This is a genomic window from Nocardioides panacihumi, assembly GCF_039530925.1.
Lineage (GTDB): Bacteria > Actinomycetota > Actinomycetes > Propionibacteriales > Nocardioidaceae > Nocardioides > Nocardioides panacihumi.
The window spans coordinates 469298-494054 of sequence record NZ_BAAAPB010000002.1; the positions used below are offsets into that span (position 1 = coordinate 469298).

Below are 24757 nucleotides of genomic sequence, written 5' to 3' on the forward strand. Positions count from 1 at the left end.
ACACGGGGGTGCGAGGATGCGCCGACTCGGCGGGATCAGCCGCGCGGGATCTCCACCATCTCGAAGGCCTCGACGATGTCGCCTTCCTTGATGTCCTGGAAGTTGCGCAGCACCAGGCCGCACTCGAAGCCCTCGCGGACCTCGGAGGCGTCGTCCTTCTCGCGCTTGAGCGAGGCGAGGTCGAGGTTGTCGGCCACCACGCTGCCGTCGCGGATGACCCGGACCTTGGCGTTGCGACGGATCAGGCCGCTGGTGACCATACAACCGGCGATGTTGCCGATCTTGGAGCTGCGGAAGATCGCGCGGATCTCCGCCTGGCCGAGGGTGCGCTCCTCGTACTCGGGCTTGAGCATGCCCTTGAGCGCGGCCTCGATCTCCTCGATGGCCTGGTAGATGACCGTGTAGTACCGGATCTCCACACCCTCGCGGTCGGCCATCTCGGTCGCCTTGCCCTGCGGGCGGACGTTGAAGCCGATGATGATCGCGTCGGAGGCCGCAGCCAGGTCGACGTTGGTCTCGGTGATCGCACCGACACCGCGGTCGATGACGCGGATGCCGACCTCGTCGCCGACGTCGATCTTCGCCAGCGCGTCCTCGAGGGCCTCGACCGAACCGGACACGTCGCCCTTGAGGATGAGGTTGAGCTCCTGGCTCTCGCCCTTCTCCATGGAGGCCATGAAGTCCTCGAGCGTACGACGCACGCGGCGCTTCGCCTGCAGGGCGGCACGCTCGCGCGCCTCCCGCTTCTCGGCGATCTGACGCGCCATCCGGTCGTCCTCGACCACGAGGAAGTTCTGACCGGCACCGGGGACGGCCGACAGACCGAGCACCATCGCCGGACGGGCCGGGGTGGCCTCCTCGATCTCGTGGCCGAACTCGTCGAGCATCGCCCGGACGCGGCCGTGGGCCGGGCCGGCGACGATCGAGTCGCCGACGCGGAGCGTGCCGCGCTGGACCAGCACCGTGGCGACCGGACCGCGACCGCGGTCGAGGTGCGCCTCGATGACCAGACCCTGGGCGTCCTGGTGCGGGTTCGCCCGGAGGTCGAGGCTGGCGTCGGCGGTCAGGACGATCGCCTCGAGCAGCTTGTCGAGGTTGAGGCCCGACTTCGCCGACACGTCGACGAACATCGCGTCGCCGCCGTACTCCTCGGGGATGAGGCCGTACTCGGTCAGCTGGCCACGGACCTTGGTCGGGTCCGCCTCCGGCTTGTCGATCTTGTTGACCGCCACCACGATCGGTACGCCGGCCGCCTTGGCGTGGTTCAACGCCTCGACGGTCTGCGGCATCACGCCGTCGTCGGCCGCGACCACGAGGACCGCGATGTCGGACGACTGCGAGCCGCGGGCACGCATGGCGGTGAACGCCTCGTGACCCGGGGTGTCGATGAAGGTGATCGCACGGTCCGTGCCGTCGACCTGGGTCGACACCTGGTAGGCGCCGATGTGCTGGGTGATGCCACCGGCCTCGCCCGCGACGACGTTCGCGTTGCGGAGCGCGTCGAGCAGCTTCGTCTTACCGTGGTCGACGTGACCCATCACGGTCACGACCGGCGGACGGACAACCAGATCGGCCTCGTCGCCCTCGTCCTCGCCGAACTCGATGTCGAAGGACTCGAGCAGCTCGCGGTCCTCGTCCTCCGGGGACACGACCTGGACGATGTAGTTCAGCTCCTCGCCGAGCAGCTCGAGGGTCTCGTCACCCACGGACTGGGTGGCGGTCACCATCTCGCCCAGGCTGAAGAGCATCTGGACGAGCTGAGCAGCGTCGACGTTGATCCGCTCGGCGAAGTCGGTCAGCGAAGCACCGCGGGGCAGACGGACGGTCTCGCCGTTGCCCTTGCGGACGCGCACGCCGCCGATCGTCGGGGCCTCCATGGCCTCGAACTCCTGGCGACGCGCCCGCTTCGACTTGCGACCACGGCGCGACGGGCCGCCGGGGCGACCGAACGCACCCTGCGTGGAGCCACGCTGGCCGGGACGGCCACCGCCACCGGGACGACCGGCGCCGCCGGGGGCGCCACCGCCACCGGGGCCACCGCCGAAGCCACCGCGACCCGGGGCACCGGCACCGGCACCCGCACCGCCGCGACCCGGGGCACCGCCGCCACCGGGACGACCGCCCGGAGCAGGGCGGCCGGGGCCACCGGCGCGACCGGGAGCGCCACCGGGACGGGGCGCACCGAAGCCGGACGACTTCGGCATCATGGCGGGGTTGGGGCGAGGCATGCCCGGACGACCCGGGGCGCCACCGTCGCGGCCGGCCGGCGGACGCGGGGGACGCTGAGCGCCGTCGCCGGCACCAGCGGGACCGGCCTGGCCGGCCCCACCGTCACGGGCGGCCGGCGGCGCGGGCCGACGGCCCATGCCCTGGCTGGACGCGAACGGGTTGTTGCCGGGACGCGGCGAACCCGGGCGCGGCGCCGGGCGCGGGCCCGGCGTGGGGCCCTTGGGCGCAGCAGGTGCGGACGGAGCCTGGGCGGCCGGAGCAGCGGGCGCCTCGGCGGCCGGAGCCTCCGGAGCAGCAGGAGCCTCGGCAGCAGGCGCCACCGGAGCAGACGTCTCCTCCGGGGCGGCCTTCCGGGCCGGACCGGGCCGGGGGCCGGGCGCGGCAGGAGCCGGTGCGGACGGCGCGGCGGGAGCCTCGGCGGCGCGAGCGGCGGGAGCCGACTCGGTGGCCGGGGCGGGCTGGGCGGCGGCCGGCTTCGCCGACTCCTCGGCGGGCGCGGCGGCCGGCTTCTGGGCGAGCAGGTCAGCGCCGTACTTCGCCTCGAACTTCTTCACCGCGGGGAGCTCGATGCTCGACGACGCGGTCTTGGCGAACTCGCCGATAGCACCCAGCTTCTCCAGCGCTTCCTTGCTGGTGATGCCGTACTGCTTGGCGAGTTCTGATACTCGGGTCTTGGCCACAATTCTCCTTCTGGCCACAGACCCGGATATCGGGGGAACTCTGTGACCGTTAGTGGTTGGTGCTGTGCGAACAGCGGAGGGGGCTCATCGCGAGTTACTCATCGAGTGCTCATGAGCTGTTGCTCCAGTTCCTGGTCGGGTTGATCAAACGGTCAGCGAGGCGACGTACTCCCCCACCGGCGCCACGGACAGTCCTCCCTCGAGCCTCAGGGCTCGTGGGAAGGCCTTCCGCCGCACCGCGAGGTCGTAGCACTCGGACGTGGGGTGCAGATGCGCTCCACGGCCGGGCGCGGTGGCTGTCGGATCGGGTACGACGACCGGGCGGCCGTGCGCGTCCGAGCCGGCGGTCACCCGCAACAACTCGCGCTTGGTAGCCCGCTTCCGACAACCGATGCAGGTCCGAACGGGGCCGTGAGCAGGGGTTTCGTCTTGGCGTTCCACCAATCCCCCACTCTACCGGTTCAGGTCAACGGATTCCGAAACGGGGGTGGTCGACCGATCCGGGGTCACGCCTCGGCCGGCTTCTCCTCGTCGGAGCGGATGTCGATGCGCCAGCCGGTGAGCCGGGCGGCCAGGCGGGCGTTCTGGCCCTCCTTGCCGATGGCCAGCGAGAGCTGGTAGTCGGGCACCACGACCCGCGCCGACTTCGCGGCCGCGTCGAGGATCTCGACCGAGTTCACCCGCGACGGCGAGAGCGCGTTGGCCACCAGCGTCGCCGGGTCGTCGGACCAGTCGACGATGTCGATCTTCTCGCCGTGCAGTTCGGCCATCACGTTGCGCACCCGCTGGCCCATCGGCCCGATGCAGGCGCCCTTCGCATTGACACCCGGGGTGTTCGACTTGACCGCGATCTTGCTGCGGTGGCCTGCCTCACGGGCGATGGCCGCGATCTCCACGGTGCCGTCGGCGATCTCGGGGACCTCGAGGGCGAACAGCTTCTTGACGAGGTTCGGGTGGCTGCGCGAGAGCGTGATCTGCGGCCCGCGCATCCCCTTGCGCACGCTCGTGACCAGGCACTTGATGCGGGTGCCGTGGTCGTAGCGCTCGCCGGGCACCCGCTCGCTCACCGGCAGCAACGCCTCGATCTTGCCCAGGTCGACCATCACGTCGTCGGGGTTGCGTCCCTGCTGGATGACACCCGAGATGATGTCGCCCTCGCGACCGGAGAACTCGCCGAACTTGATGTCGTCCTCGGCGTCGCGCAGCCGCTGGAGCATGATCTGCTTCGCGGTCGTCGCGGCGATCCGGCCGAAGCCGTCAGGCGTGTCGTCGTACTCCGTGATGACGTTGCCCTCCGCGTCCAGCTCCGCAGCGAGCACGCTCACGTGGCCGGACTTGCGGTCGAGCACGACGCGCGCGTCGTGCTGGGCGCCCGGGGTCTTGTGGTACGCCGTGAGGAGGGCCTGCTCGATCGCCTCCACCAGGACGTCGAAGGAGATCTCCTTCTCCCGCTCCAGCATCCGCAGGATGCTCAGGTCGATGTCCATCAGGCGTCTCCTTCTTCGTCGGCGTCGCCATCGGCGCTGCCGGGTCGGTTGAACTCGATCTGCACCAGGGCGCGCTTGACGTCGGCGTACACGAGCCGACGCTCCTTGCCCGAGACGTCCAGCGTCGCGCCGTCCTCGTCGCTGCCCACGATGCGGCCGGTGAACGGGCCACCCTCGTGCGGCGTCACCTTGACGAGGCGCGACGCGTTGCGGCGCCAGTGGCGCGGCAGCGTGAGCGGGCGATCGACGCCGCGGGAGGTGACCTCGAGCGTGTACGGCTGCTCACCCATGACGTCGGAGGTGTCGAGGACCCGGTTGACCTCACGGGTCGCGTCGGCGACGTCGTCCATCGTGACACCGCCGTCCTTGTCGACGGCCACCCGCAGGATGCGACGCTTGCCGGCCGGCGTGATCTCGACGGCCTCGACGTCGAGCCCCAGGGAGGCGAGGGGCTGCGTCAGCTCGCCCTCGAGCCGCTCCCTGACGGAGTCTTGCAACGGGCCGGTCATGGCCATCTCCCTGTCCTGTTGTGTGGTGCAGTTGTGGCCGACAGCCTATCGGCTCGACGCGGGGGTGAGCAGCACGCCTCGGTAGGGTCCGCGTGTGCGATCGCTCTCCCGCCCCCTCTCCCGACGCAGCGTGCAGGGGATGCTCGTCGGGGCGGTCGTGCTGCCGCTGACCGCCTGCGACCTGCTCCCCCAGTCGCCGCCGGTGACCCCGCCCGCACCGACCGCGGACGAGCTCCTCGTCGACCGGGTCGTCTCGGCGGTACGCCGGGCGCGCGACCTGGCTGCGGCGGTGCCCGGGGCACAGTCACTGGCCGACGTGCACGACGCGCACCTCGCGGCACTCGGAGCACCGGCGCCGACCGGCTCCCCCTCGGCCTCGCCCTCGGGGGCTCCCGTCGTGCCGACTCCCACCGCCACCGCCCTGCACGCGAGCGAGGTCGCGCTCGAGGCGACCCTGACCGACGCGGCCGACCGGGCCGGCGACGGCGCGCTCGCCCGCCTGCTGGCCTCGATGGCGGCCTCGATCGCGCAGCACGTGGCGGTGCTCCCGGCCCGGAAGGCAACCCGATGACGACCACCGTCACACCCCTGCAGACGGCGCTCGCGGCCGAGCACGCCGCTGTCTACGTCTACGGCGTCCTCGGCGGGCGCGCCTCGCGGACCGGCGCGACCGACCTGTCCCGAGCCGTGCGCAGCGCCTACGAGAGCCACCGCGCCCGGCGCGACCGCCTGCAGGCGCTGATCGCCGACGCCGGCGAGGAGCCGGTCGGCCCGGCGCCGGCGTACGCGACGCCGCGGCGGATCGACACACCGGCGGGCATCCGGCGCGCGGCGCTGGAGCTGGAGCGCTCCTGCCAGGAGACCTACGCCTGGGTGGTCTCGCAGACCCACGACGGGGCCCGCTCCTGGGCGGTCGACGCCCTGAAAGACGGAGCGGTCCGTGGGCTCACGTTCCGAGGAACTCCCGAGACGTTCCCCGGAATCCGTGAGCTCACGGACCACTCAAAAGGCCTGGACACGAGGCCGTGAGGGACCCGTCTGCTGTGGGGACTGACGGTTGGGACGCCCTCGTGCACAATCATGCAACCGAGCGTGACCAGGGGCTACCAACACGCGCCCTCAAGTCTGTGCATTGCAATTAAGTGCAGAATCCTCAGGCGGCGGGAGGAGGATCCAGGGCGCTCAGAACCACCCCGCGACGAGGCCGGCGACGTCTGACAGCGACGCCGCGACGCCGTCCGGAGCGCCCTCCGTGTGCCCGGCCTGTTCGGCCGGGATGAGGCTGTGGGGGATGTGGATCGCCCGCATCCCGGCGCTCTTCGCGCCCCAGATGTCGTCGTAGAGCCGGTCGCCGACGTAGACGCAGCGGGCCGGGTCGCTGACCCCCACCGCCTCCATCGCGGCGCGGAAGGCGTCGGGCGACGGCTTCGTCCACGGGATCTCCGACGTGTAGACGTCCCCGTCGATCAGGTCCGCGACGCCGTCGCGCTCGAAGAACCCGACGTGCCAGGCGCGCGGCCAGATCGTGTTCGAGAGCACGCCGACCTTGATCCCCGCAGCCCTCAGCCCCTCGAGGAGCGGCCGCACCTCGGGGTCGGTCTCGGTGTGGGGCAGCCAGAACTCGTAGTACGCACTCAGCAGGTCGGCGTCGTGCTCGAGCCCGGCGACGTCGAAGAGGTCCGCGATCGTCGCGCTGCGCTGCTCGTCGCGCGACCAGCCCCACACGACCCGACCGGCCTCGTGCAACCGGGGAGCGTTCACTGCGTGGTCGTGGTCGCGGGCGCCCCGGACGGCCTGCGCGAGGGCGAGCGACTCCGCGTGGAAGTCGACGTCGTGCCAGCGCGTCAGCGTGCCGCCCCAGTCGAAGATGACGGCGTCGACCCCGCCCGGGGTGGTCATGCCATCGACCCGGTGTCGAGGTAGCGCCGGTGCCAGCTGAACGCCTCGTCGAGCAGGTGCGGGGTGTGCTGCGCGTGCGGACGCGCGGCACGAGCGCGGGCCACGTAGTCGCGCAGCGGCTCGCGGAAGTCGGGATGGGCACAGTGGTCGATGACGCGGTCGGCGCGTGCGCTCGGCGACAGCCCGCGCAGGTCGGCGAGGCCCTGCTCCGTGACGAGGACGTGCACGTCGTGCTCGGTGTGGTCGACGTGGCTCACGAAGGGCACGATCGACGAGATCGCACCGGCCTTGGCCGTCGACGGCGAGACGAAGAAGTTCAGGAAGGCGTTGCGCGCGAAGTCCCCACTCCCGCCGATGCCGTTCATGATCGCGCTGCCCATGACGTGCGTGCTGTTGACGTTGCCGTAGATGTCGGCCTCGATCATGCCGTTGATCGCGATGACGCCGAGGCGCCGGACGACCTCGGGGTGGTTGGAGATCTCCTCGCTGCGAAGCAGGATCCGGCCCTTGTAGGAGTCGATGGCATCCATGAAGCGGCGGACGCCGTCGGGTGAGAGGCCGAAGCTGGTCGCGGAGACACCGGTCAGCTTGCCGGAGTCGAGCAGGTCGAGGAGACCGTCCTGGAGGACCTCGGTGTAAGCGGTCATCGGCTCGAACTCGGCCTCGACCAGACCCGCCATCACCGCGTTCGCGACGTTTCCGACGCCCGACTGGAGCGGCAGCAGAGACGGGGGCATCCGCCCTACCCGGACCTCGTGGCGCAGGAAGTCGACGAGCAGGTCGGCCATCGCCCGCGAGTTGTCGTCGACCGGCTTGAGCGGCGTGTTGCGGTCGGGCGCGTCCGTCTGGACGACCGCCACGACCTTCGCCGGGTCGACCCGCAGGTACGGGTCCCCGATCCGCTGCATCGTCGAGGTGAGCTGGATCGGAGCACGGTGCGGCGGCAGACGCGTGCCGTAGTAGACGTCGTGGAACCCCTCGAACTCGCGCGGCTGCCACGAGTTCACCTCGAGGATCACCTTGTCGGCCCTGTCGAGCCAGGTCTTGTTGTTGCCGATGCTGCTGCTCGGCACGAGCAGCCCGTTCGGCAGGATCGCCGTGACCTCCACGACCACGACGTCGAGCGGCCCGTAGAACCCGAACCACATGTGCTGCGCCGAGTGGCTCAGGTGGGCATCGACGTACTCCACCTCACCGTCGTTGATGAGTGCCCGCAGCGTCGGGTCGGAGTTGTACGGCAGCCGCTTCGAGAGCCCGTGCGCCGACGCGAGCAGGCCGTCGACCTCAGGAGCCGTCGAGGCGCCCGACCACAGCTGGACGCGGAACTCGTCGCCGCGCTCGTGCGCCGTGCGCATCCGCTCCGCCAGCGCGGCCGGCACCGCCTTGGGGTAGCCCGCGCCGGTGAACCCGCTGATGCCCACCGAGTCGCCCGGGCGGATGTGCGCAGCCGCCTCGTCGGCCGAGGTGACTCGGCCGGCGAGCGTCGGGCAGACGATCCTGCGCATCACGGTCCGGCGGACCCGTCAGCGCTGCCGGACCAGCGCGACCAGGTGGTCGCGCACGTGGTCGGCGGCCACGCTCTCGCGCTCGCCGCTGCGGCGGTCCTTGACCTCGATGACGCCGTCGGTGAGACCGCGCCCGACCGTGACGATCGTCGGCACGCCGATGAGCTCGGCGTCCTTGAACTTCACCCCGGGGCTGACCTTGTCGCGGTCGTCGAAGAGCACGTCGACGCCAGCCCCGGAGAGCTCGTGGGCGAGACGCTCGGCAGCGGCCAGGACCGCCTCGTCCTTGCCCGCGGCGACGAGGTGCACGTCGTACGGCGCGACGTGGCGGGGCCAGCACAGGCCGATGTCGTCGAGGGTGTCCTCGGCGATCGCGGCGACGGCCCGGGTCACGCCGATGCCGTAGGAGCCCATCGTGACGGTGACGAGCTTGCCGTTGACGTCCAGGACCTGGAGGCCGAGGGCATCGGCGTACTTGCGGCCGAGCTGGAAGACGTGGCCCATCTCGATGCCCCGCGCGGACTCGAGGACGCCGTCGTCGCCCCTCGCCTGGCACTGCGGGCACGGGTCGCCGTCGCGGACCTGTGCGGCCTCGATGGTGCCGTCCGCGGTGAAGTCGCGGGCGGCGACCAGGTCGATGACGTGCCGGCCGGGCTGATTCGCACCGGTGACCCAGCGGGTGCCCTCACCGACGCGCGGGTCGACGAGGTAGCGGATCTTCGACTCGTTGCTCTCCCCCAGCACGCCGGGGCCGATGTAGCCCTTGACGAGCGAGGGGTGCTTCGCGAACTCGGCCTCGTCCATCGGCTCGACCTCGATCGGCTCGAGCTGACCCTCGAGGCGCTTCTGGTCGACCTCGCGGTCGCCGGGCAGCCCGATGGCGAGGGGCTCGCGGGTGCCGTCGGGGTGCTTGAGGATGACCAGGACGTTCTTGAGGGTGTCACCGGCCGCCCAGGGCCGGTCGTCGCGCGGGAACCGCTCGTTGAGATGGTCCACGAGGGTGTCGATCGTCGGCGTTCCGGGCGTGTCCTCGGCGTGGGCGGCCGGCACGTCGTCGTACGGCTGGGGCGCGGGCGGGCTGACCTGCACCGCCTCCACGTTGGCCGCGTAGTCGCACCTGGTGCAGCGGACGTAGGTGTCCTCACCGACCTCCGCCTTGGCCAGGAACTCCTCCGACGCCGAGCCGCCCATCGCGCCCGAGGTCGCCTTGACGACGACGTAGTCGAAGCCGAACCGGTCGAAGATCCGGACGTAGGCGTCGCGGTGGCGCTGGTAGCTCTCCTCCAGGCCGGCGTCGTCGATGTCGAAGGAGTAGGAGTCCTTCATCGTGAACTCGCGACCGCGGAGCAGCCCGGCGCGGGGTCGGGCCTCGTCACGGTACTTCGTCTGGATCTGGTAGAGGCTGAGCGGCAGGTCCTTGTAGGAGCCGTAGAGGTCCTTCACGAGGAGGGTGAACATCTCCTCGTGCGTCGGCCCGAGCAGGTAGTCGCCGTTCTTGCGGTCCTTGAGGCGGAAGATGCCGTCGCCGTACTCGGTCCACCGGCCGGTCACGTCGTAGGGCTCCTTCGGCAGCAGTGCCGGGAAGGTGACCTCCTGGGCGCCGATGCCGTCCATCTCCTCGCGGATGATCCCCTCGATCTTGCGGAGGACCCGCAGGCCGAGCGGCAGCCAGGTGTAGATGCCGGGCGCGGCGCGGCGGATGTAGCCGGCCCGGACGAGGAGCCGGTGGCTCGGCACCTCGGCGTCCGCGGGGTCCTCTCGCAGGGTCCGCACGAACAGGGTCGACATCCGCATCAGCATGGGCAGAAGGTTACGGCGCGCGTCCGGTCGGCACCCACCCGGTATTGACCCGCGTACACGGGTACACCGAAGTCCTCCTGCGGGCATCGCCTCAGGCGGCGACGCAGCCGCGGCACACGGCTTCGGTGTACCGGTGTACGAGGGCGACCACCCCAGCAAGCACCGCGGCCACGTAGTCCTGGTCGAACATGACGTCCTCCCAGGAGAACCGGAGCACGAGCCACCCGTCCGCGACGAGCAGGTTGTAGCGTCGGGCGTCGCGTCGGAGGGCACCGCGATCGCCGTGCCACTCGAAGGAGTCGGCCTCGATGACGATGCGGTGATCCTCGTCGACGAGGTCCGGGCGCGACCAGGGATCGGTGCTCGTGATGAGGACCTGCGGTCGCACCTTCAGACCCGCGACACCGAGACAGATCGCGCGGAGCACCGACTCGAACGGGTTCGCCGCCTCGGCCCTCGACTCGGCCACGACACGTCGGATGCGAGGGGCGCCGGGCCCCCTGGCCAGGCGGCCCACCCGAGTCAGCAGCGCCGACTCACCCGCCCGTCGCGCGGAGTCGGCCACGGCGAGCGCTGCATCGAACGGCAGGCTGCGGCAGCACTGCGCCAGGGTGAGCTCCTTGCCGGTCGCGACGTCGTCACACTCCTCGGAGAGGTCACCCCGGTGCCAGACTGCTCGGCCGACGAGGCCGCGCGGCACCTTGCGGCCTCGAGCGAGCAGGACGTGCGGCACCTCCGGCACCTGCTTGACCGGCCAGCCGTGGTGCAGCGCCGCGCTCTCCAGGCAGAGCCTGCCGCCCGCGGCACGGGCCGTCGCAGCTGCCGACCCGAGCTCCGGCGACCCGTACCAGCCGCGCCGCACAGCGACGATCCGGCCGCGGGCGAGCGCCCGATCGACGCTCGCCCGACCAGCCCGTCCGACCAGTGCCGATCGGCTGGCCACTCCGCCGAGCTCGACCAACGCCCGCGGCACCAGGCCCGGGTCGGCATCAAGCAGCGGCTCGTCCACGGCGCCATGGTGGTCACCGGCAGCGGCTCCGCGCATCCGGCCTTCCACAGGCTCGTACACGGGTACACCGAAGTCCTCCTGCGGGCATCGCCTCAGGCGGCGTCGCAGCCCCGGCACACGGCTTCGGTGTACCGGTGTCCGCGCGGCTCAGCCGCGGGCGGCACGCAGGGCGGCGCGGATGAGCGGGAGCTGCAGGGGCAGCCGGCCGAACGTCGCGGCCTTCAGTGCGGTGTTGTCCGTGCGCGCCGCGTCGCCGGCCATCTTCAGGTTGCCCGGGTAGACGACGACGAGGAGGACGGCGCTGGCCAGGCCGGCCACCCGCCGCGTCGCCGGGACGTTCAACCCCGCGGCGCAGACGAGCTCGGCGACACCGCTCGCCACGATGACCTCGCGATGCGCCGGCACCCACGACGGCATGAGCGGCTCGAAGGTCCGAGGACGCACCAGGTGCACGGTCCCGCTGATCGCGAAGGCCGCACTGAGGATGCGCGTGCCACGTGGGAAGGCCATGCGCCGACCCTACGCAGCGTTCAGAACATCACGGTCGAGAAGCGCGCCGACTCGACGAACCCCACACGCTCGTAGGCGCGACGGGCGGGCGTGTTCCAGTCGTTGACGTAGAGGGACACCACCGGCGCGATCTCCCGGCGGACGATCTGTGCCACGGCTGCCATGCCGGCGGACGCGAGCCCGCGCCCGCGCAGGTCGGGCACGACGTAGACGCCCTGGATCTGTGCGGCGTGCGGCGAGGCACAGGCCACCTCGGCCTTGAAGATCAGCCGCCCCGACTCGTCGAAGCGCGCGAACGACCAGCCTCGCGACATCAGCTGGAGGACCCGCGCACGGTAGAGCTCGGCGCCGCCGCCGTGCTCCGGGGAGACGCCGACCTCCTCGGTGTACATGGCGACGCAGGCCGGATAGACCTCGGCCAGGTCGGCACGCGTGGTGCGCCGCACGTGAGGGTCGGCCTCGACGAGCGGCTCGCCGTCGAGCTGCATGTGCGGCTGGTTCCAACGTACGTCGCGGGGCCGTCCCCAGACGCCGGCCACCGTGTGCCACAACGAACGGACCGCGTCCTGGGGCCCGACGATCGTCGAGACGGTGCGCCCGCGGGTCAGCGCCCGCTCGCCGAAGGCCCGAGCATCGTCCTCGTCGGCGCCGATCGGCACCAGGTTGGCGCCGACGTGGCAGGCGGCGACGAGCTCACCCTCGGCGTACCGCCCCCACATCTCGCCACCGAGCCAGCGCGGCTCGAGGCTCGTCGTTCGGGCGCGGTAGTCGGCGAACACGTTGACGACGGGGTCGAGGGCGACCAGCCGCAGGAACGCGTCGAGATCCGCCGGACCGAGCGGGCGGATCCCTTGACGCGTGGTGAGCACGCAGCGAGCCTAGTGTGCCGTCGGGAGAGATTGCCCCTGTGCCCGCAACGCAGGCGGGCAGGGCGGTCCCGAAGGGCCGACAGGAGCGAGCGATGACGATCCCCACAGGATGCCGGGTCACCGACGGCGGCCTCGAGACCGACCTGATCTTCCACCGCGGCTACGACCTGCCCGAGTTCGCGGCGTTCCCTCTGCTGGACAGCGAGGACGGTGGTGCGACCCTTGCGGACTACTTCCGGGCGTACGTCGAGGTGGCGATCGCCGCGCAGGCACCGGTGCTGCTGGAGACACCCACGTGGCGGGCGAACCGCGACCACGCGGAGAGGCTCGGCTACGGGGCGGCCGATCTCGACCGGGTCAACCGGGCGTCGGTCGACCTCCTGGTCGGCCTGGCCCGCGAGCGGGAGGACGAGCTGGTCGGCTGGAGTGTCGGCGGCACGCTCGGACCGCGCGGCGACGGCTACCGCACCGACGGGGCGGTCGACCCAGCGCGGGCCGCGGAGTACCACCGGCCGCAGATCGCGTCGTTCGGTGCCGCCGGCGTCGAGCGGGTCACCGCGCTGACGCTGACCGAGGTCGGCGAGGCCGTCGGCGTCGCCTGGGCCGCGGCCGACGTCGGGGTGCCGGCGGCCGTCGGGTTCACCGTCGAGACCGACGGGCGGTTGCCCGACGGCACCACGCTGGCTGAGGCGGTTGCCGCGGTGGACGCGGTCGCGCAGCCGGCGTACTTCCTGGTGAACTGCGCGCACCCGACCCACGTGCTGGCCGGCCTGGACGACGGCGCCTGGCGCGAGCGGATCGGCGGCCTGCGGGTGAACGCCTCGACCCGGAGCCACGCGGAGCTCGATGAGGCCACCGAGCTCGACGAGGGCGACCCGGTCGCGCTGGCCGCGGCGCAGCAGCCGCTGCTCGAGGCCTTCCCCCAACTGGGGGTGCTCGGCGGATGCTGCGGCACCGACGTGCGGCACGTCGCCGCGATGTGGGGCGTCGCGACTAGCTGATGCTGACCGACGGCGCGGCGCCGTCGACGGCCTCCATGCCCTCGGCGATCTTCATCGCCTCTTCGATGAGGGTCTCGACGATCTGCGACTCGGGCACGGTCTTGATGACCTCACCCTTGACGAAGATCTGGCCCTTGCCGTTGCCCGAGGCGACGCCGAGGTCGGCCTCGCGGGCCTCGCCGGGACCGTTCACGACACAGCCCATGACGGCGACCCGGAGCGGCACCTCCATCCCCTCGAGTCCGGCGGTGACCTCCTCGGCGAGCTTGTAGACGTCCACCTGGGCACGGCCGCACGAGGGGCACGAGACGATCTCGAGCCGGCGCGGACGGAGGTTGAGCGACTCGAGGATCTGCAGGCCGACCTTGACCTCCTCGACCGGCGGGGCGCTCAGGGAGACGCGGATCGTGTCACCGATGCCCTTGCTCAGGAGCGCGCCGAACGCGGTCGCCGACTTGATCGTGCCCTGGAACGCCGGGCCCGCCTCGGTGACGCCGAGGTGCAGGGGCCAGTCGCCGCGCTCGGCGAGCAGCTCGTAGGCGCGCACCATGACGACGGGGTCGTTGTGCTTCACGGAGATCTTGAAGTCCTGGAAGCCGTGCTCCTCGAAGAGGCCCGCCTCCCAGACGGCCGACTCGACGAGCGCCTCGGGCGTCGCCTTGCCGTACTTCTCCAGGAGCCGCTTGTCGAGCGAGCCGGCGTTGACGCCGATGCGGATCGAGGTGCCGTGGTCCTTCGCGGCGGCGGCGATCTCCTTGACCTGGTCGTCGAAGGCCCGGATGTTGCCCGGGTTGACGCGTACGGCGGCACAGCCGGCCTCGATCGCGGCGAAGACGTACTTCGGCTGGAAGTGGATGTCGGCGATGACCGGGATCTGGGAGTGCTGGGCGATCGCCTGCAGGGCCTCGGCGTCGTCCTGGCTGGGACAGGCGACGCGGACGATGTCGCAGCCGGCGGCCGTCAGCTCGGCGATCTGCTGCAGGGTCGAGTTGACGTCGGCGGTCAGCGTCGTCGTCATCGACTGCACCGAGATGGGGTGCTCGCTTCCGACACCGACCTTGCCGACCTGGATCTGGCGGGTCTTGCGACGCGGTGCGAGCACCGGCGGCGGAGCGGCGGGCATGCCCAGGGAGATGGCGGTCATGGGACTCATTATCCGTTCGGGACGTGAACTGGGACGACCAGGTCGGCGAAGATCAGGACGACGCTGACGACGAGGATGACGGCGGCCATCGCGTAGGTCAGCGGGAGCAGCCGGGCGGCGTCCACACCCCCCGGATCGGGTCGGCCGCGCAGGCGCGCGAAGGCCCGGCGTGCGGCCTCGTAGATCGTCGTGGCCACACCTCCACCGTCGAAGGGCGGCAGCGGGACGAGGTTGACGAGACCGAGGAACAGGTTGAGGCCGGCCAGGATGAGGAGCACCGAGAAGAAGCGGGACGCGAGCGAGGTCTGCTGGTCCGAGACCAGCTCACCTGCGACGCGCCCAGCCCCGACGACGCTCATGGGGCCGTTCGGATCCCGTGTCTCCAGGCCCACCGACGCGCGTGCGATGTGGTAGACCTTGTTGGGCATCGAGCCGATGGCCTTCACGGTCTGCCAGGTCCCGTCCGCCATGGACGAGACCACGTAGCCGAGGCCCTGCCGCTGTCGGGTCTGGGTCGGGCCGATGCCGAGGAAGCCGGCCTTCACCGACTTCTCCGGATCGTCGAGCGACGGCAGGACGTTGACCGCCGTGTCGGTCCGGAGGGTCACGTCCTTCCCGCCGCGCTCGACCACGATGGTGGCCGTCCCGGCCTCGTTACCCCGGATCAGGCTCTGCAGGCTCTTGTAACCGGTGACGGGCGTCCCGTTGAAGGAGACGATCCGGTCACCCGGGCGGATGCCTGCCTTCTTCGCCGGCGCGACGGGGTCCGTCGGCGTGCAGGCGCCGGGCTCCTGCCCCGTCCGGACGACCTTGACGCACTGCGACACCGTGCTCACCGTGGTCGTCGGCTTGAAGACGCCGTAGCCCATGAAGACCACCGCGAACAGCAGGAACGCGAGCACGAGGTTGATCGCCACGCCCGAGCCCATGATGACGACGCGCTTCCACCAGGGCAGCTTGTAGAAGAGGCGGTCCTGGTCCTCCGGCCCGACCTCCTCGTACTCGGCGGAACGGGCGTCGTCGACCAGCTGCGCGAACATGCCGGTCGGACGGCTGCGGACCGAGGCCGGGTCGTCGTCAGGGCTCGGCGGGATCATCCCGACGAGCTTCACGTAGCCACCCAGCGGGATCGCCTTGACGCCGTACTCCGTCTCGCCGCGGCGGCGTGACCACAGCGTCCTGCCGAAGCCGATGAAGTACTGCGTGACCTTGACGTTGTAGAGCTTGCCCGGGATCAGGTGGCCGAACTCGTGCAGCCCGACGGAGAGCGCGAGGCCGACGACGAACAGGACGACGCCGAGAAGGTAGTACAGCGTGCTCAACTCGGTGTGCGCTCCGTCCGGTGGTCGTCGATGCGGGCAGCGGCCGCGGCCCTCGCCCACGCGTCGGCGGCGAGGACGTCGTCGACGGTGAGCGTCTGCGTCGAGGGTACGTCGTCCAGGGCTGCCAGCACCTTTTCCACGGTGTCGACGATGCCCGTGAACGGCAGCGTCCCGCGCCGGAACCCGTCGACGCAGACCTCGTTCGCGGCGTTGTAGACGGCCGGCGCGACGCCGCCCCGCTCCCCCGCCGCCCGCGCCAGACCCACTGCCGGGAAGGCGTCGTCGTCCAGCGGGAAGAACTCCCAGGTGTTCGTCGTCGTCCAGTCCACGGGCGGAGCCGCGTCCGGCACCCGCTCGGGCCAGGCCAGGCCGAGCGCGATCGGGATGAGCATGGTCGGCGGGCTGGCCTGGACGAGGGTCGACCCGTCGAGGAACTCGACCATCGAGTGCACGACGCTCGTCGGGTGCACGACGACCTCGATGCGGTCGAAGGGGATGCCGAAGAGCAGGTGCGCCTCGATCACCTCGAGGCCCTTGTTGACCAGCGTGGCCGAGTTGATCGTGATGACGGGGCCCATGTCCCACGTCGGGTGGTGGAGCGCCTCCTCGACGGTGACCTGCTCCAGGTCGGCCCGCGACCGGCCGCGGAACGGGCCGCCCGAGGCGGTCAGCACCAGCCGGCGTACCTCGTCCGCGGCGCCGCCGCGCAGGCACTGCGCGATGGCGGAGTGCTCGGAGTCGACGGGCACGATCTGCCCGGGCTCGGCGCGACCGAGGACGAGCGGGCCGCCCATGATGAGCGACTCCTTGTTGGCCAGCGCCAGGGCGTTGCCCGCGTCGAGGGCGGCCAGGGTCGGCCGCAGCCCGACCGCTCCGGTGATCCCGTTGAGCACCACGTCGGCGTCCATGCCGGCTGCCTCGACACTGGCCTCCTCGCCGAGACCGGAGTACGCCGGCCGGAACTCCGCCACCTGACGCTCGAAGAGCTCCGGGTTGCTCCCGCCGGCCGTCAGCCCGACGACGCGGAACCGGTCGGGGTTGGCACGCACCAGGTCGAGGGCCTGGGTGCCGATGGAGCCGGTGGAGCCGAGGACGACGACATCACGGGGGTCACGCACCGGGCCATCCTCCCAGACCCGGCGCCCGCGGAGGTCGGGCTGACGGCGACGCCGACACCTCGGCGACTGCGACCTCTCCCGCTCGGCCCGCGACCCCGACTAGATTGCCGCCTGCCGGGCCACAGCGGACGGCTCGTTCTCCGGGAGGGTCACATGGTCGCTCGTCGAGCACGGCGGTGGATCGCCACTGCGGTGGCGATGCTGGCGTCGATCGGGGTGGTCGCATCGCCCGCGCCGCCCGCATCGGCGGCCGGCCCCGTCGTGGTGTGGGCGGAGCCGGAGCGCTCGCTCCTGACCGACCCCGCCTATCAGGGCTCGACGGCCTGGCTCACCCTGCGTGCCGCGGTGACGTCGTACGACGCGACCTGGACCCTTCTCGACCAGGCCTCCCAGGCGGTGCTGCCGCCCGTGCCGATCGCGGGGAACGGGACGGCGTACGTCTCGCTGTCCATCGACCCGGAGAAGCACGGCGTCGTGGTCCCCGCCGGGAGCTACACGTTGCTGGTCACCGTCACCCCGACCGACTCCGGCGTCGCGCCGTCCACCGCGACGCTCCCGATCACGCTGATCGACGACCCGGCGCCGACACCGCCGCCGGCGGTCGACGCGGTGCGGACCGCCGTCTACTTCAGAGGGGGCAACCCGGCACCGGCCTTGTGGCGCCTCCCGGTCTACTGGCGACGGCCGGCCTCCACCGCCCGCCTCACCATCCGCAGCGCGGGCGGCGACGTGGTCTTCGACGAGCCGGGGAACCCTGCCGGCTGCGGGCTCATGGACGACACCGGCTGCCCCGACGACCCCGGCCACTACCGCCTGGAGTGGGACGGGTTCGGCCGGTGCGCACCGCCCGACGGCTGTCCGATGCAGCCGGCGGGGACCTACACCGCGACGGCGGAGATGCCGGATGCCTACGGCCGGCCGATCGCCGTCGACCTCGGAGCCGTCCGGCTCTACCACGACGCCCTCGGTCACCGGACGCTCACGGTGCACCCGTCGAGCGCGCGCATCGGCGAGGGTCGCATCGTCGGCCGCTGCTCGTCGGTCAGGAGCCCGGGGCCGAAGCGCGTGACGGGGAGCGTCGCCCTGCTGTCGGGATCCAGGTGCGCGTCCCGCACGGGCACGCGGGACGTCGTCGTGCAGCGGTTCAAGGTCCGGCTCCCCCGGGTCGCGATGTTCGGCGCGGACACCCTCCGGGTCGGGGTCCGGCTCGCAGGAACGCATCGCGACACCCGCTACCGCTTCCGCTACTCCGTCCCCGCGGCCGGCATCGGCTGGACGCGGGGGTCCGGCGCCCCGGCCTCACGCGTGCCCGACGAGTGGGCGAACGCCCAGTGGCTGGCTCCGCGCCCGGTGAGCCGCGACCTCAGCGGTCAGGACGTCTACGTCGAGTTCCGGGTGGCGAACGGCAACGGCGTGGACCTGCGTGCGATCCGGGTCGACCTCTCCTACTACTACTGGTCGCTGAGCGAGACACCGCCGGCTCTGTAGGCGGCGCCTACCGCTTCACCAGCCGATCGGCGCGTCCTACGCTGACGCCATGACGGCAACCGGTGGCCCCTCCCTCAGCCAGAAGCGCAACCTCGTCACAGCGATCCCCGGCCCGGGGTCGCTCGAGCGGCTCGACCGCAAGAAGGCGTACGTCGCCGACGGCGTCGGCACGACGCTCCCGGTGTTCATCGTCGCCGCCGGCGGCGGTGTGCTGGTCGACGTGGACGGCAACAGCCTCATCGACCTCGGCTCCGGCATCGCCGTGACCACCGTCGGCAACGCGGCGGAGAAGGTCGTCGAGCGTGCGAGCGCCCAGCTGGCGGCGTTCACGCACACCTGCTTCATGGTCACGCCGTACGACGGCTACGTCGACGTGGCGCAGAAGCTCGCCGAGCTCACCCCCGGCGACCACGCCAAGAAGAGCGCCCTGTTCAACTCCGGCGCCGAGGCGGTGGAGAACGCGGTGAAGATCGCCCGCGTCGCGACCGGCAGGGACGCCGTCGTCGTCTTCGACCACGCCTACCACGGCCGCACCAACCTGACGATGGCGATGACGGCGAAGAACATGCCGTACAAGAACGGGTTCGGCCCGTTCGCCGGTGAGGTCTACCGCGCGCCGATGTCCTACCCGTTGCGCGACGGCCTCTCGGGCACCGACGCGGCCGCCCGCGCGATCGACGTCATCGAGAAGCAGGTCGGCGCCGCCAACCTGGCCTGTGTCGTCATCGAGCCGATCCAGGGCGAGGGCGGCTTCGTCGTGCCGGCTCCGGGCTTCCTCCCGGCGCTGGCCGAGTGGTGCCGGAGCAACGGCGTGCTGTTCGTCTCCGACGAGATCCAGGCGGGCTTGTGCCGCACCGGCACCTGGTTCGCCGTCGACGACGAGGGCGTCGTCCCCGATCTCATCACCACCGCCAAGGGCATCGCGGGCGGCCTGCCGCTCGCCGCGGTGACGGGGCGCGCCGAGGTCATGGACGCCGTCCACGGCGGCGGCCTGGGCGGCACGTACGGCGGCAACCCGGTCGCCTGCGCTGCGGCGCTGGGCGCGATCGAGGAGATGGAGACCCACGACCTCGCCGGCCGAGCGCGTCAGATCGGCGCGATCATGCAGACCCGTCTCGACGCCCTCAAGGACGCCCACCCGGTCATCGCCGAGGTGCGCGGGCGCGGCGCCATGATGGCGATCGAGCTGACCCGGCCGGGCGCGCTCGAGCCGGATGCCGACCGGACGGCCCGCGTCGCGGCGTACTGCCACTCCCAGGGCGTCGTGGTGCTCACCTGCGGCACGTGGGGCAACGTCTTCCGGTTCCTGCCGCCGCTGTCGATCGGCGACGAGCTCCTGCAGGAGGCGTTCGACGTCGTGGCCGAGGCGTTCACCGCCACGGCGTAGCCACGGCTGCGGTCAGTGGGTCTGCGGGTCGTCCGAGATCCGCTGCGCGAACCAGATCGGCACGATCGAGAGCACGATCAGCGCTGCCGCGACCACGTTGACGACCGGCGCCTGGTTGGGCCGGAACAGGTTGGCGAAGATCCAGATCGGCAACGTCTGCTGGGTCGCGCTGACGGTGAACGTGGTCACCACGATCTCGTCGAAGGACAGCGCGAAGGCGAGCAGGGCACCCGCGAGCAGCGCCGAGCGCAGCAGCGGGAACGTCACCAGTCGGAACGTCGTGAACGGCCGGGCGCCCAGGTCCGCGGAGGCCTCCTGGAGTGAGCCCTGGAGTCGCCGCAGCCGCGCCTGCACGTTGTTGAACACGGTGACGATGCAGAAGGTCGCGTGCGCGATGACGACCGTGAGGAGACCCAGCTGCATCCCCAGCACGGTGCGGAACATGTTGTTCAGCGCGATGCCGGTGACGATGCCGGGCAGGGCGATCGGCAAGATGATGAGCAGCGAGATCGCGTTGCGGCCGAAGAACCGGCTGCGCTGCAGGCCGAGCGCCGCCAGCGTGCCCAGCACGAGTGAGACGGCGGTCGCGAGCAGGGCCACCTCGATGCTCACGAGCAGCGCGTGCCGCGCGCCCGAGGAGTGCCACGCGCGGCTCCACCACTCCGTCGTGAACCCGGTCGGCGGCCAGGCGAACGACTTGGAGGTGTTGAAGGAGTTGAGCACGACGAGCGCCAGCGGCGCATAGATCAGCAGCAGCACGACGGCTGTCGCCGCGCCGTAGAAGACCTTGAGGCGGGTGGGGATCACAGGTTCTCCAGAGCGCCTGTGCGCCGCACGGCCCACAGGTAGACGAGCATGACGAGGATCGGGACGAACGCGTACGCCGCCGCGAAGGGCAGGTTGTTGGCGGTGCCGACGCTCTCGTAGATGACGTTGCCGATCATCTGGGTAGGGCCGCCGACGATCTTGACGGCGATGTAGTCGCCCATGGTCAGCGAGAACGTGAAGATCGACCCCGCGACCAGCGAGGGGAAGATCGACGGGATGACGACCCGGCGGAACGTCGTGCCGGCCGACGCGCCGAGATCCGCGGAGGCCTCGAGCAGGGAGCCGGGAAGGCGCTGCAGGCCGGCGTACACGGGCAGGATCATGTAGGGCAGCCACAGGTAGCCGAGCGTGATGATCAGCCCCGGCAGCCCGTAGCCGATGTGCAGGCCCATCGAGCTGAGCGGCCCGCTGGCGGACAGCATCGCCCGCCACGCGTACGCCTTGACGAGGTACGACGCCCACAGCGGCATCAGCACGGCGATGACGAGCGCCCGCTGGACGCGGGGGCTGGCGACCTTCGCCATGAAGAACGCGATCGGAAGGGCGAGCACCGCGTCGACGACGGTCACGAGGACCGCGATCCCGATGGTGCGGAACGCGACCGTCCGGTAGATCGGCTCGCTCAGCAGCGACGAGAAGTTGTCGAGCGTGAAGACCTTGATGACCTCGGACGTGAACTCGCCGACCGAGAAGAACGCCGTGACGAGCAGGGCAGCCAGGGCCCCGAGATAGGCGACTCCCAGCCAGAGCAGGGGTGGCCCCAGAAGGAGACCGGTCGCCACACCGGCCCGGGGCCCTGGCTGCCGCAGACTCATCCGATCAGCCCTTGATCTCGGTCCAGGCCTTGGCCCACTCGGAGTACGGCACACACTTGACGTTCGTGCGGCCGTCGAGGCACTGCGAGATCGGCGTGGTCCAGTACCAGATCTTCTTGGCGTACGCCGCGTCCGCCGCGTGGAAGGTGTCGCAGAACGTCGGGTCCTTGTCGACCGTCGCGATGGTGTCGCAGGCCTTGGCGTTGGCGGGCGCCTCACCGAAGTAGTACGCCGCCGCGGCGTTGCCCTGCGGGCCACCGATGTAGTCGAGCCACGCGTAGGCGCAGTTCACGTGCTTGGTCTTGGAGTTGATCATCCACGTGTCGGACCACCCGGTGGAGCCCTCGTCGGGGACGACGCCCTGGATCGGCTTCTTGTCCGCCTCGACGAGGTTGACGATGACCTGCCACGACGTGCCGAGCACGTCGTCGCCCTTCTCGAAGGCCTGCTGCTGCGCCGCGTAGTCGGACCAGTACTCGCCGACGATGCCGCGCTGCTTCTTGAGCAGGGCGACGGCCGCGTCGAACTGCTTCTTGTCGAGCGCGTACGGGTTCGTGATCTTCAGGTCCGGCGTCGTCTTCATCAGCACGAGCGCGGCGTCGGCGATGTAGATCGGCGAGTCGTACGCCGAGACCTTGCCCTGGTACGGCGAGCTGGCGTCGAACATGTCCGCCCAGCTGGTCGGCGCGGGCTTCACGACGTCGGGGTTGTAGGTGAGCAGGTTGGCGCCCCAGCCCTGCGGCATGCCGTACATCTGGCCGCCGACCGAGTTGTACGCCGTGTTCTTCAGGAACGGCTGGATGTCGGCGTAGTTCGTCAGCAGGTCGGTGTTGACCGGCTGGACGTAGCCGCCGGCGATGAGCCGCAGCGTGGCGTCACCGGAGGCCGACACGACGTCGTAGTCACCCGACTTCATCAGGTTGAGTGCCTCGTCGGAGCTGCCGAAGTACTTCACCGTCGCCTGGCAGCCGGTGTCCTTCTCGAAAGGCGTGACCCAGTCGGTCGCCGGGTCGTTGCTGCCGTCCTCGGCATACCCGGGCCAGGCCAGGATGTTGACCGCCCCCTCCTTGTCCCCGAGCTTCTTCGCCATCGGGATGTCCGGGGCCTTGAACCCGCCGGCGGAGCCGCCGGACGAGTCCGACGAACCACAGGCTGACAGGGCGATGACGGCACCAGCCACCGCCACGGCGAGCGCTGTGCGGACTGCTGGGAGTGCCGCTGTTCTTTGCATCATTCCTCCTCGGTGGGACGGGTCGGAGCGGACCCGAGGGAAACCAGGTCGTCGGCTCGCCAGCTGACGGTCGTACGCGCGCCGCGCTCGGCCAGGTGGGCCGTGCCCGAGTTCGGCCGCGAGACCGTCACGGTCGGGCCGGCGTCGAGCTGCACGATCGTGTGGGTCGCCGCCCCGAGGTAGACGACCTCGGTGATCTCGCCGTCGGCCGACTGGGCGCCCGGCGAGGGCTCGCCGAGCAGCAGGCGCTCCGGGCGGATGGCCCAGGTGCCGGGCCGGCCGACCAGCGCCTCGTCGAGCAGGTTGGACGTGCCGACGAACCCGGCCACGAAGGGGCTGGCGGGCTGCTCGTAGAGCTCCACGGGCGAGGCGACCTGCTCGATGCGACCGTCGCGGAACACCGCGACCCGGTCGCTCATCGTCAGCGCCTCCTCCTGGTCGTGGGTGACGAACACGAAGGTGATGCCGACCTCGCGCTGGATCTCCTTGAGCTCGAGCTGCATCTCGCGACGCAGCTTGAGGTCCAGGGCGCCGAGGGGCTCGTCGAGCAGCAGGACCTGCGGCCGGTTGACCAGCGCCCGCGCGAGCGCGACCCGCTGCCGCTGGCCGCCGGAGAGCTGGTGCGGACGGCGGTCGGCGTACGCGTCGAGGCGGACGCTGGCCAGCGCCTGCTCCGCGCGTTCGCGGCGCTCACGCGTCGGCACCTTCTTCACGCGCAGGCCGTACTCGACGTTCTGCCGGACGCTGAGGTGCGGGAAGAGCGCGTAGTCCTGGAACACGGTGTTGACGTCGCGCTGGTGGGCCGCGAGGCCGGTCACCTCCGTGCCCGCGAGCTCGATCCGCCCGGCCGTCGGCTGCTCGAAGCCCGCGATCAGGCGCAGGACCGTCGTCTTGCCCGAGCCCGACGGGCCGAGCATCGAGAAGAACTCGCCCTCGGCGACCTGCAGGTCGAGGTCGTCGACGGCCTTGACCTCGCCGTAGTGCTTGCTCAGCCCGCTGAGGCTGATCGCTGTGCCGCTCATCCTTCTCCGCTCCGGTAGTGTCGCGCCGAGGAATCATATGGTCCCATATGTTAATTCCGCGAGCAGTTCCGATGAGCGGGTAGCAAAAGTTTCCGAGTCGTTGCACTTCTCCTCGTGAAGGAGGTGGAGAGTGGCCGAGTCCCCGGCAGGCGGGCGCCCCGAGACGGGCCCTGTCCGAGCGGCGATCTTCGCGCCCATCGGCGACGAGGGGCGTGCGCTGCTCGTCGAACGCAGGCTGGCCGAGGCGATCTGGGCCGGCATGCTCGTCGACGGCGAGCGGCTCCCGAGCGAGGCCGAGCTCGCCCAGCTCTTCGGGGTCGCCCTGGTGACCGCCCGCGAGGCGCTCGTGGCGCTGCGCGAGCAGGGGCTGGTGACCACCGTCCGCGGCCGCAAGGGCGGCAGCTTCGTCACGGCGCCGTCCGGCGACGCGCTCACCCACACCAGGCTCGCTGGCATGTCGCGCCTCGAGCTGCGTGACCGCGGGAGCCACTACACCGTCGTGCTCACCGGCTGCGCGGAGCTCGCGGCGGCGCGCGTCGACCCGGCGGAGGTCGACTACGTCCGCGGCATCGTGCCGCGCGACCACTCGACCGGGTGCGACGTCGGTGCGTGGCGGCGCGCGGAGACGGAGTTCTACCTGGCGGTCGCTGCGCTCACCCAGTCGGCGCGACTGACCCGGGAGGTGATCCGGCTGGAGGCCGACTTCGGGGCCCTGCTCCGGCTCCCGCTGCAGGACCCCGACCACCGGCGGACCACCGCCGACCGGCTGTCGGCGCTCGCCGACGCCTTGGCCGACGGGGATTCCGAGACGGCCCGCCGCGTGACGCGGGCGCAGGTGACGGACACCCTCGAACTGCTGGCCGACCTCCACGCGGCGGTGCGATGATGATGGGCGTGACCGTGG

At 71.2% G+C, this 24757-nt stretch carries 23 protein-coding genes; 6 read left to right on the top strand and 17 right to left on the bottom strand.

The window, feature by feature from the left end; translation table 11 throughout:
* Positions 1 to 35: 35 nt before the first annotated feature.
* From infB to rimP, 4 genes are all read right to left on the bottom strand, one after another.
* Positions 36 to 2909, bottom strand: coding sequence for a translation initiation factor IF-2 (gene infB, locus ABD205_RS11385; RefSeq protein WP_344044938.1), 2874 nt, complete (start codon positions 2907 to 2909; stop codon positions 36 to 38).
* A gap of 144 nt (positions 2910 to 3053) precedes the next feature.
* The gene (locus ABD205_RS11390; RefSeq protein ID WP_344044939.1) at positions 3054 to 3350 is read right to left on the bottom strand and encodes a YlxR family protein; all 297 of its coding nucleotides are present in this window, start codon (positions 3348 to 3350) and stop codon (positions 3054 to 3056) included.
* 65 nt (positions 3351 to 3415) lie between these two features.
* Complete coding sequence (gene nusA, locus ABD205_RS11395) at positions 3416 to 4396, bottom strand: transcription termination factor NusA (RefSeq protein ID WP_344044940.1); 981 nt, start codon at positions 4394 to 4396, stop codon at positions 3416 to 3418.
* Positions 4396 to 4905, bottom strand: coding sequence for a ribosome maturation factor RimP (gene rimP / locus ABD205_RS11400; RefSeq protein WP_344044941.1), 510 nt, complete (start codon positions 4903 to 4905; stop codon positions 4396 to 4398). The genes nusA and rimP overlap by 1 nt, the downstream gene beginning before the upstream one ends.
* A gap of 94 nt (positions 4906 to 4999) precedes the next feature.
* Between rimP and ABD205_RS11405 the strand changes: the two genes are divergently transcribed.
* The gene (locus ABD205_RS11405) at positions 5000 to 5476 is read left to right on the top strand and encodes a hypothetical protein (protein WP_344044942.1); all 477 of its coding nucleotides are present in this window, start codon (positions 5000 to 5002) and stop codon (positions 5474 to 5476) included.
* Positions 5473 to 5934 (top strand): ferritin-like domain-containing protein, encoded by a 462-nt coding sequence (locus tag ABD205_RS11410; RefSeq protein ID WP_344044943.1) that lies wholly within the window; start codon positions 5473 to 5475, stop codon positions 5932 to 5934. Before ABD205_RS11405 ends, ABD205_RS11410 begins: the two co-directional genes overlap by 4 nt.
* Before the next feature lie 153 nt (positions 5935 to 6087).
* Here the strand turns inward: ABD205_RS11410 and ABD205_RS11415 are convergent, their stop codons facing one another.
* The 6 genes from ABD205_RS11415 to ABD205_RS11440 all read right to left on the bottom strand — a co-directional run bounded on the left by ABD205_RS11415 (position 6088) and on the right by ABD205_RS11440 (position 12497).
* Positions 6088 to 6804, bottom strand: coding sequence for an HAD family hydrolase (locus ABD205_RS11415; RefSeq protein WP_344044944.1), 717 nt, complete (start codon positions 6802 to 6804; stop codon positions 6088 to 6090).
* A complete protein-coding gene (gene scpC / locus ABD205_RS11420) occupies positions 6801 to 8312 on the bottom strand; it encodes a succinyl-CoA:acetate CoA-transferase ScpC (protein WP_425572862.1) in 1512 nt (503 codons plus the stop codon). Before scpC ends, ABD205_RS11415 begins: the two co-directional genes overlap by 4 nt.
* A 15-nt stretch (positions 8313 to 8327) precedes the next feature.
* Positions 8328 to 10109, bottom strand: a complete 1782-nt coding sequence (locus ABD205_RS11425; RefSeq protein WP_344044945.1) for a proline--tRNA ligase — start codon at positions 10107 to 10109, stop codon at positions 8328 to 8330.
* Positions 10110 to 10200: 91 nt separating this feature from the next.
* Positions 10201 to 11118: an endonuclease domain-containing protein gene (locus ABD205_RS11430; RefSeq protein ID WP_344044946.1), complete on the bottom strand. Its 918-nt coding sequence runs from the start codon at positions 11116 to 11118 to the stop codon at positions 10201 to 10203.
* Positions 11119 to 11265: 147 nt separating this feature from the next.
* Positions 11266 to 11628, bottom strand: coding sequence for a DoxX family protein (locus ABD205_RS11435; RefSeq protein ID WP_344044947.1), 363 nt, complete (start codon positions 11626 to 11628; stop codon positions 11266 to 11268).
* Between the two features lie 20 nt (positions 11629 to 11648).
* Positions 11649 to 12497: a GNAT family N-acetyltransferase gene (locus tag ABD205_RS11440; RefSeq protein WP_344044948.1), complete on the bottom strand. Its 849-nt coding sequence runs from the start codon at positions 12495 to 12497 to the stop codon at positions 11649 to 11651.
* 92 nt (positions 12498 to 12589) lie between these two features.
* Between ABD205_RS11440 and ABD205_RS11445 the strand changes: the two genes are divergently transcribed.
* On the top strand, positions 12590 to 13498 hold the full coding sequence (locus ABD205_RS11445; protein WP_344044949.1) for a homocysteine S-methyltransferase family protein: 909 nt from the start codon (positions 12590 to 12592) through the stop codon (positions 13496 to 13498).
* Here ABD205_RS11445 and ispG read toward each other — a convergent pair.
* Genes ispG through ABD205_RS11460 form a run of 3 tightly spaced genes read right to left on the bottom strand, consistent with a single transcriptional unit; the run spans position 13491 to position 17082 of the window.
* Complete coding sequence (ispG, locus tag ABD205_RS11450) at positions 13491 to 14642, bottom strand: flavodoxin-dependent (E)-4-hydroxy-3-methylbut-2-enyl-diphosphate synthase (protein WP_344044950.1); 1152 nt, start codon at positions 14640 to 14642, stop codon at positions 13491 to 13493. The genes ABD205_RS11445 and ispG overlap by 8 nt on opposite strands.
* 8 nt (positions 14643 to 14650) lie before the next feature.
* Entirely contained in the window at positions 14651 to 15964 is a 1314-nt protein-coding gene (locus ABD205_RS11455) for a M50 family metallopeptidase (RefSeq protein WP_344044951.1), read from the bottom strand.
* Positions 15961 to 17082 (bottom strand): 1-deoxy-D-xylulose-5-phosphate reductoisomerase, encoded by a 1122-nt coding sequence (locus ABD205_RS11460; RefSeq protein WP_344044952.1) that lies wholly within the window; start codon positions 17080 to 17082, stop codon positions 15961 to 15963. The genes ABD205_RS11455 and ABD205_RS11460 overlap by 4 nt, the downstream gene beginning before the upstream one ends.
* 153 nt (positions 17083 to 17235) lie before the next feature.
* On the opposite strand from ABD205_RS11460, the gene ABD205_RS11465 reads away from it, so the two are divergent.
* The gene (locus ABD205_RS11465; protein ID WP_344044953.1) at positions 17236 to 18570 is read left to right on the top strand and encodes a hypothetical protein; all 1335 of its coding nucleotides are present in this window, start codon (positions 17236 to 17238) and stop codon (positions 18568 to 18570) included.
* A gap of 49 nt (positions 18571 to 18619) precedes the next feature.
* Positions 18620 to 19957: a 4-aminobutyrate--2-oxoglutarate transaminase gene (gabT, locus tag ABD205_RS11470; RefSeq protein WP_344044954.1), complete on the top strand. Its 1338-nt coding sequence runs from the start codon at positions 18620 to 18622 to the stop codon at positions 19955 to 19957.
* Between the two features lie 12 nt (positions 19958 to 19969).
* Here gabT and ABD205_RS11475 read toward each other — a convergent pair whose 3' ends face one another.
* From ABD205_RS11475 to ABD205_RS11490, 4 genes are read right to left on the bottom strand one after another with little or no spacing between them, the layout of a single operon-like run.
* Complete coding sequence (locus ABD205_RS11475; RefSeq protein ID WP_344044955.1) at positions 19970 to 20764, bottom strand: ABC transporter permease; 795 nt, start codon at positions 20762 to 20764, stop codon at positions 19970 to 19972.
* Positions 20761 to 21600 carry an ABC transporter permease gene (locus ABD205_RS11480; RefSeq protein ID WP_344044956.1) on the bottom strand — a complete coding sequence of 280 codons (840 nt, stop codon included), beginning with the start codon at positions 21598 to 21600 and terminating at the stop codon, positions 20761 to 20763. The genes ABD205_RS11475 and ABD205_RS11480 overlap by 4 nt, the downstream gene beginning before the upstream one ends.
* A 4-nt stretch (positions 21601 to 21604) precedes the next feature.
* Positions 21605 to 22831 carry an ABC transporter substrate-binding protein gene (locus ABD205_RS11485; protein ID WP_344044957.1) on the bottom strand — a complete coding sequence of 409 codons (1227 nt, stop codon included), beginning with the start codon at positions 22829 to 22831 and terminating at the stop codon, positions 21605 to 21607.
* Complete coding sequence (locus ABD205_RS11490; RefSeq protein WP_344044958.1) at positions 22831 to 23853, bottom strand: ABC transporter ATP-binding protein; 1023 nt, start codon at positions 23851 to 23853, stop codon at positions 22831 to 22833. The genes ABD205_RS11485 and ABD205_RS11490 overlap by 1 nt, the downstream gene beginning before the upstream one ends.
* Positions 23854 to 23983: 130 nt before the next feature.
* Here ABD205_RS11490 and ABD205_RS11495 point away from each other — a divergent pair, with 130 nt between their 5' ends.
* The gene (locus tag ABD205_RS11495) at positions 23984 to 24739 is read left to right on the top strand and encodes a FadR/GntR family transcriptional regulator (protein ID WP_344044960.1); all 756 of its coding nucleotides are present in this window, start codon (positions 23984 to 23986) and stop codon (positions 24737 to 24739) included.
* Positions 24740 to 24757 lie beyond the last annotated feature (18 nt).

Bases quoted from the DNA above. Each gene is read 5' to 3' on its own strand.
- nusA (WP_344044940.1), bottom strand. From the start codon at position 4,396: ATGGACATCGACCTGAGCATCCTGCGGATGCTGGAGCGGGAGAAGGAG.
- rimP (WP_344044941.1), bottom strand. From the start codon at position 4,905: ATGACCGGCCCGTTGCAAGACTCCGTCAGGGAGCGGCTCGAGGGCGAG.
- ABD205_RS11410 (WP_344044943.1), top strand. From the start codon at position 5,473: ATGACGACCACCGTCACACCCCTGCAGACGGCGCTCGCGGCCGAGCAC.
- ABD205_RS11415 (WP_344044944.1), bottom strand. From the start codon at position 6,804: ATGACCACCCCGGGCGGGGTCGACGCCGTCATCTTCGACTGGGGCGGC.
- ABD205_RS11425 (WP_344044945.1), bottom strand. From the start codon at position 10,109: ATGCTGATGCGGATGTCGACCCTGTTCGTGCGGACCCTGCGAGAGGAC.
- ABD205_RS11435 (WP_344044947.1), bottom strand. From the start codon at position 11,628: ATGGCCTTCCCACGTGGCACGCGCATCCTCAGTGCGGCCTTCGCGATC.
- ABD205_RS11445 (WP_344044949.1), top strand. From the start codon at position 12,590: ATGACGATCCCCACAGGATGCCGGGTCACCGACGGCGGCCTCGAGACC.
- ispG (WP_344044950.1), bottom strand. From the start codon at position 14,642: ATGACCGCCATCTCCCTGGGCATGCCCGCCGCTCCGCCGCCGGTGCTC.
- ABD205_RS11465 (WP_344044953.1), top strand. From the start codon at position 17,236: ATGGTCGCTCGTCGAGCACGGCGGTGGATCGCCACTGCGGTGGCGATG.
- gabT (WP_344044954.1), top strand. From the start codon at position 18,620: ATGACGGCAACCGGTGGCCCCTCCCTCAGCCAGAAGCGCAACCTCGTC.
- ABD205_RS11480 (WP_344044956.1), bottom strand. From the start codon at position 21,600: ATGAGTCTGCGGCAGCCAGGGCCCCGGGCCGGTGTGGCGACCGGTCTC.
- ABD205_RS11485 (WP_344044957.1), bottom strand. From the start codon at position 22,831: ATGCAAAGAACAGCGGCACTCCCAGCAGTCCGCACAGCGCTCGCCGTG.
- ABD205_RS11490 (WP_344044958.1), bottom strand. From the start codon at position 23,853: ATGAGCGGCACAGCGATCAGCCTCAGCGGGCTGAGCAAGCACTACGGC.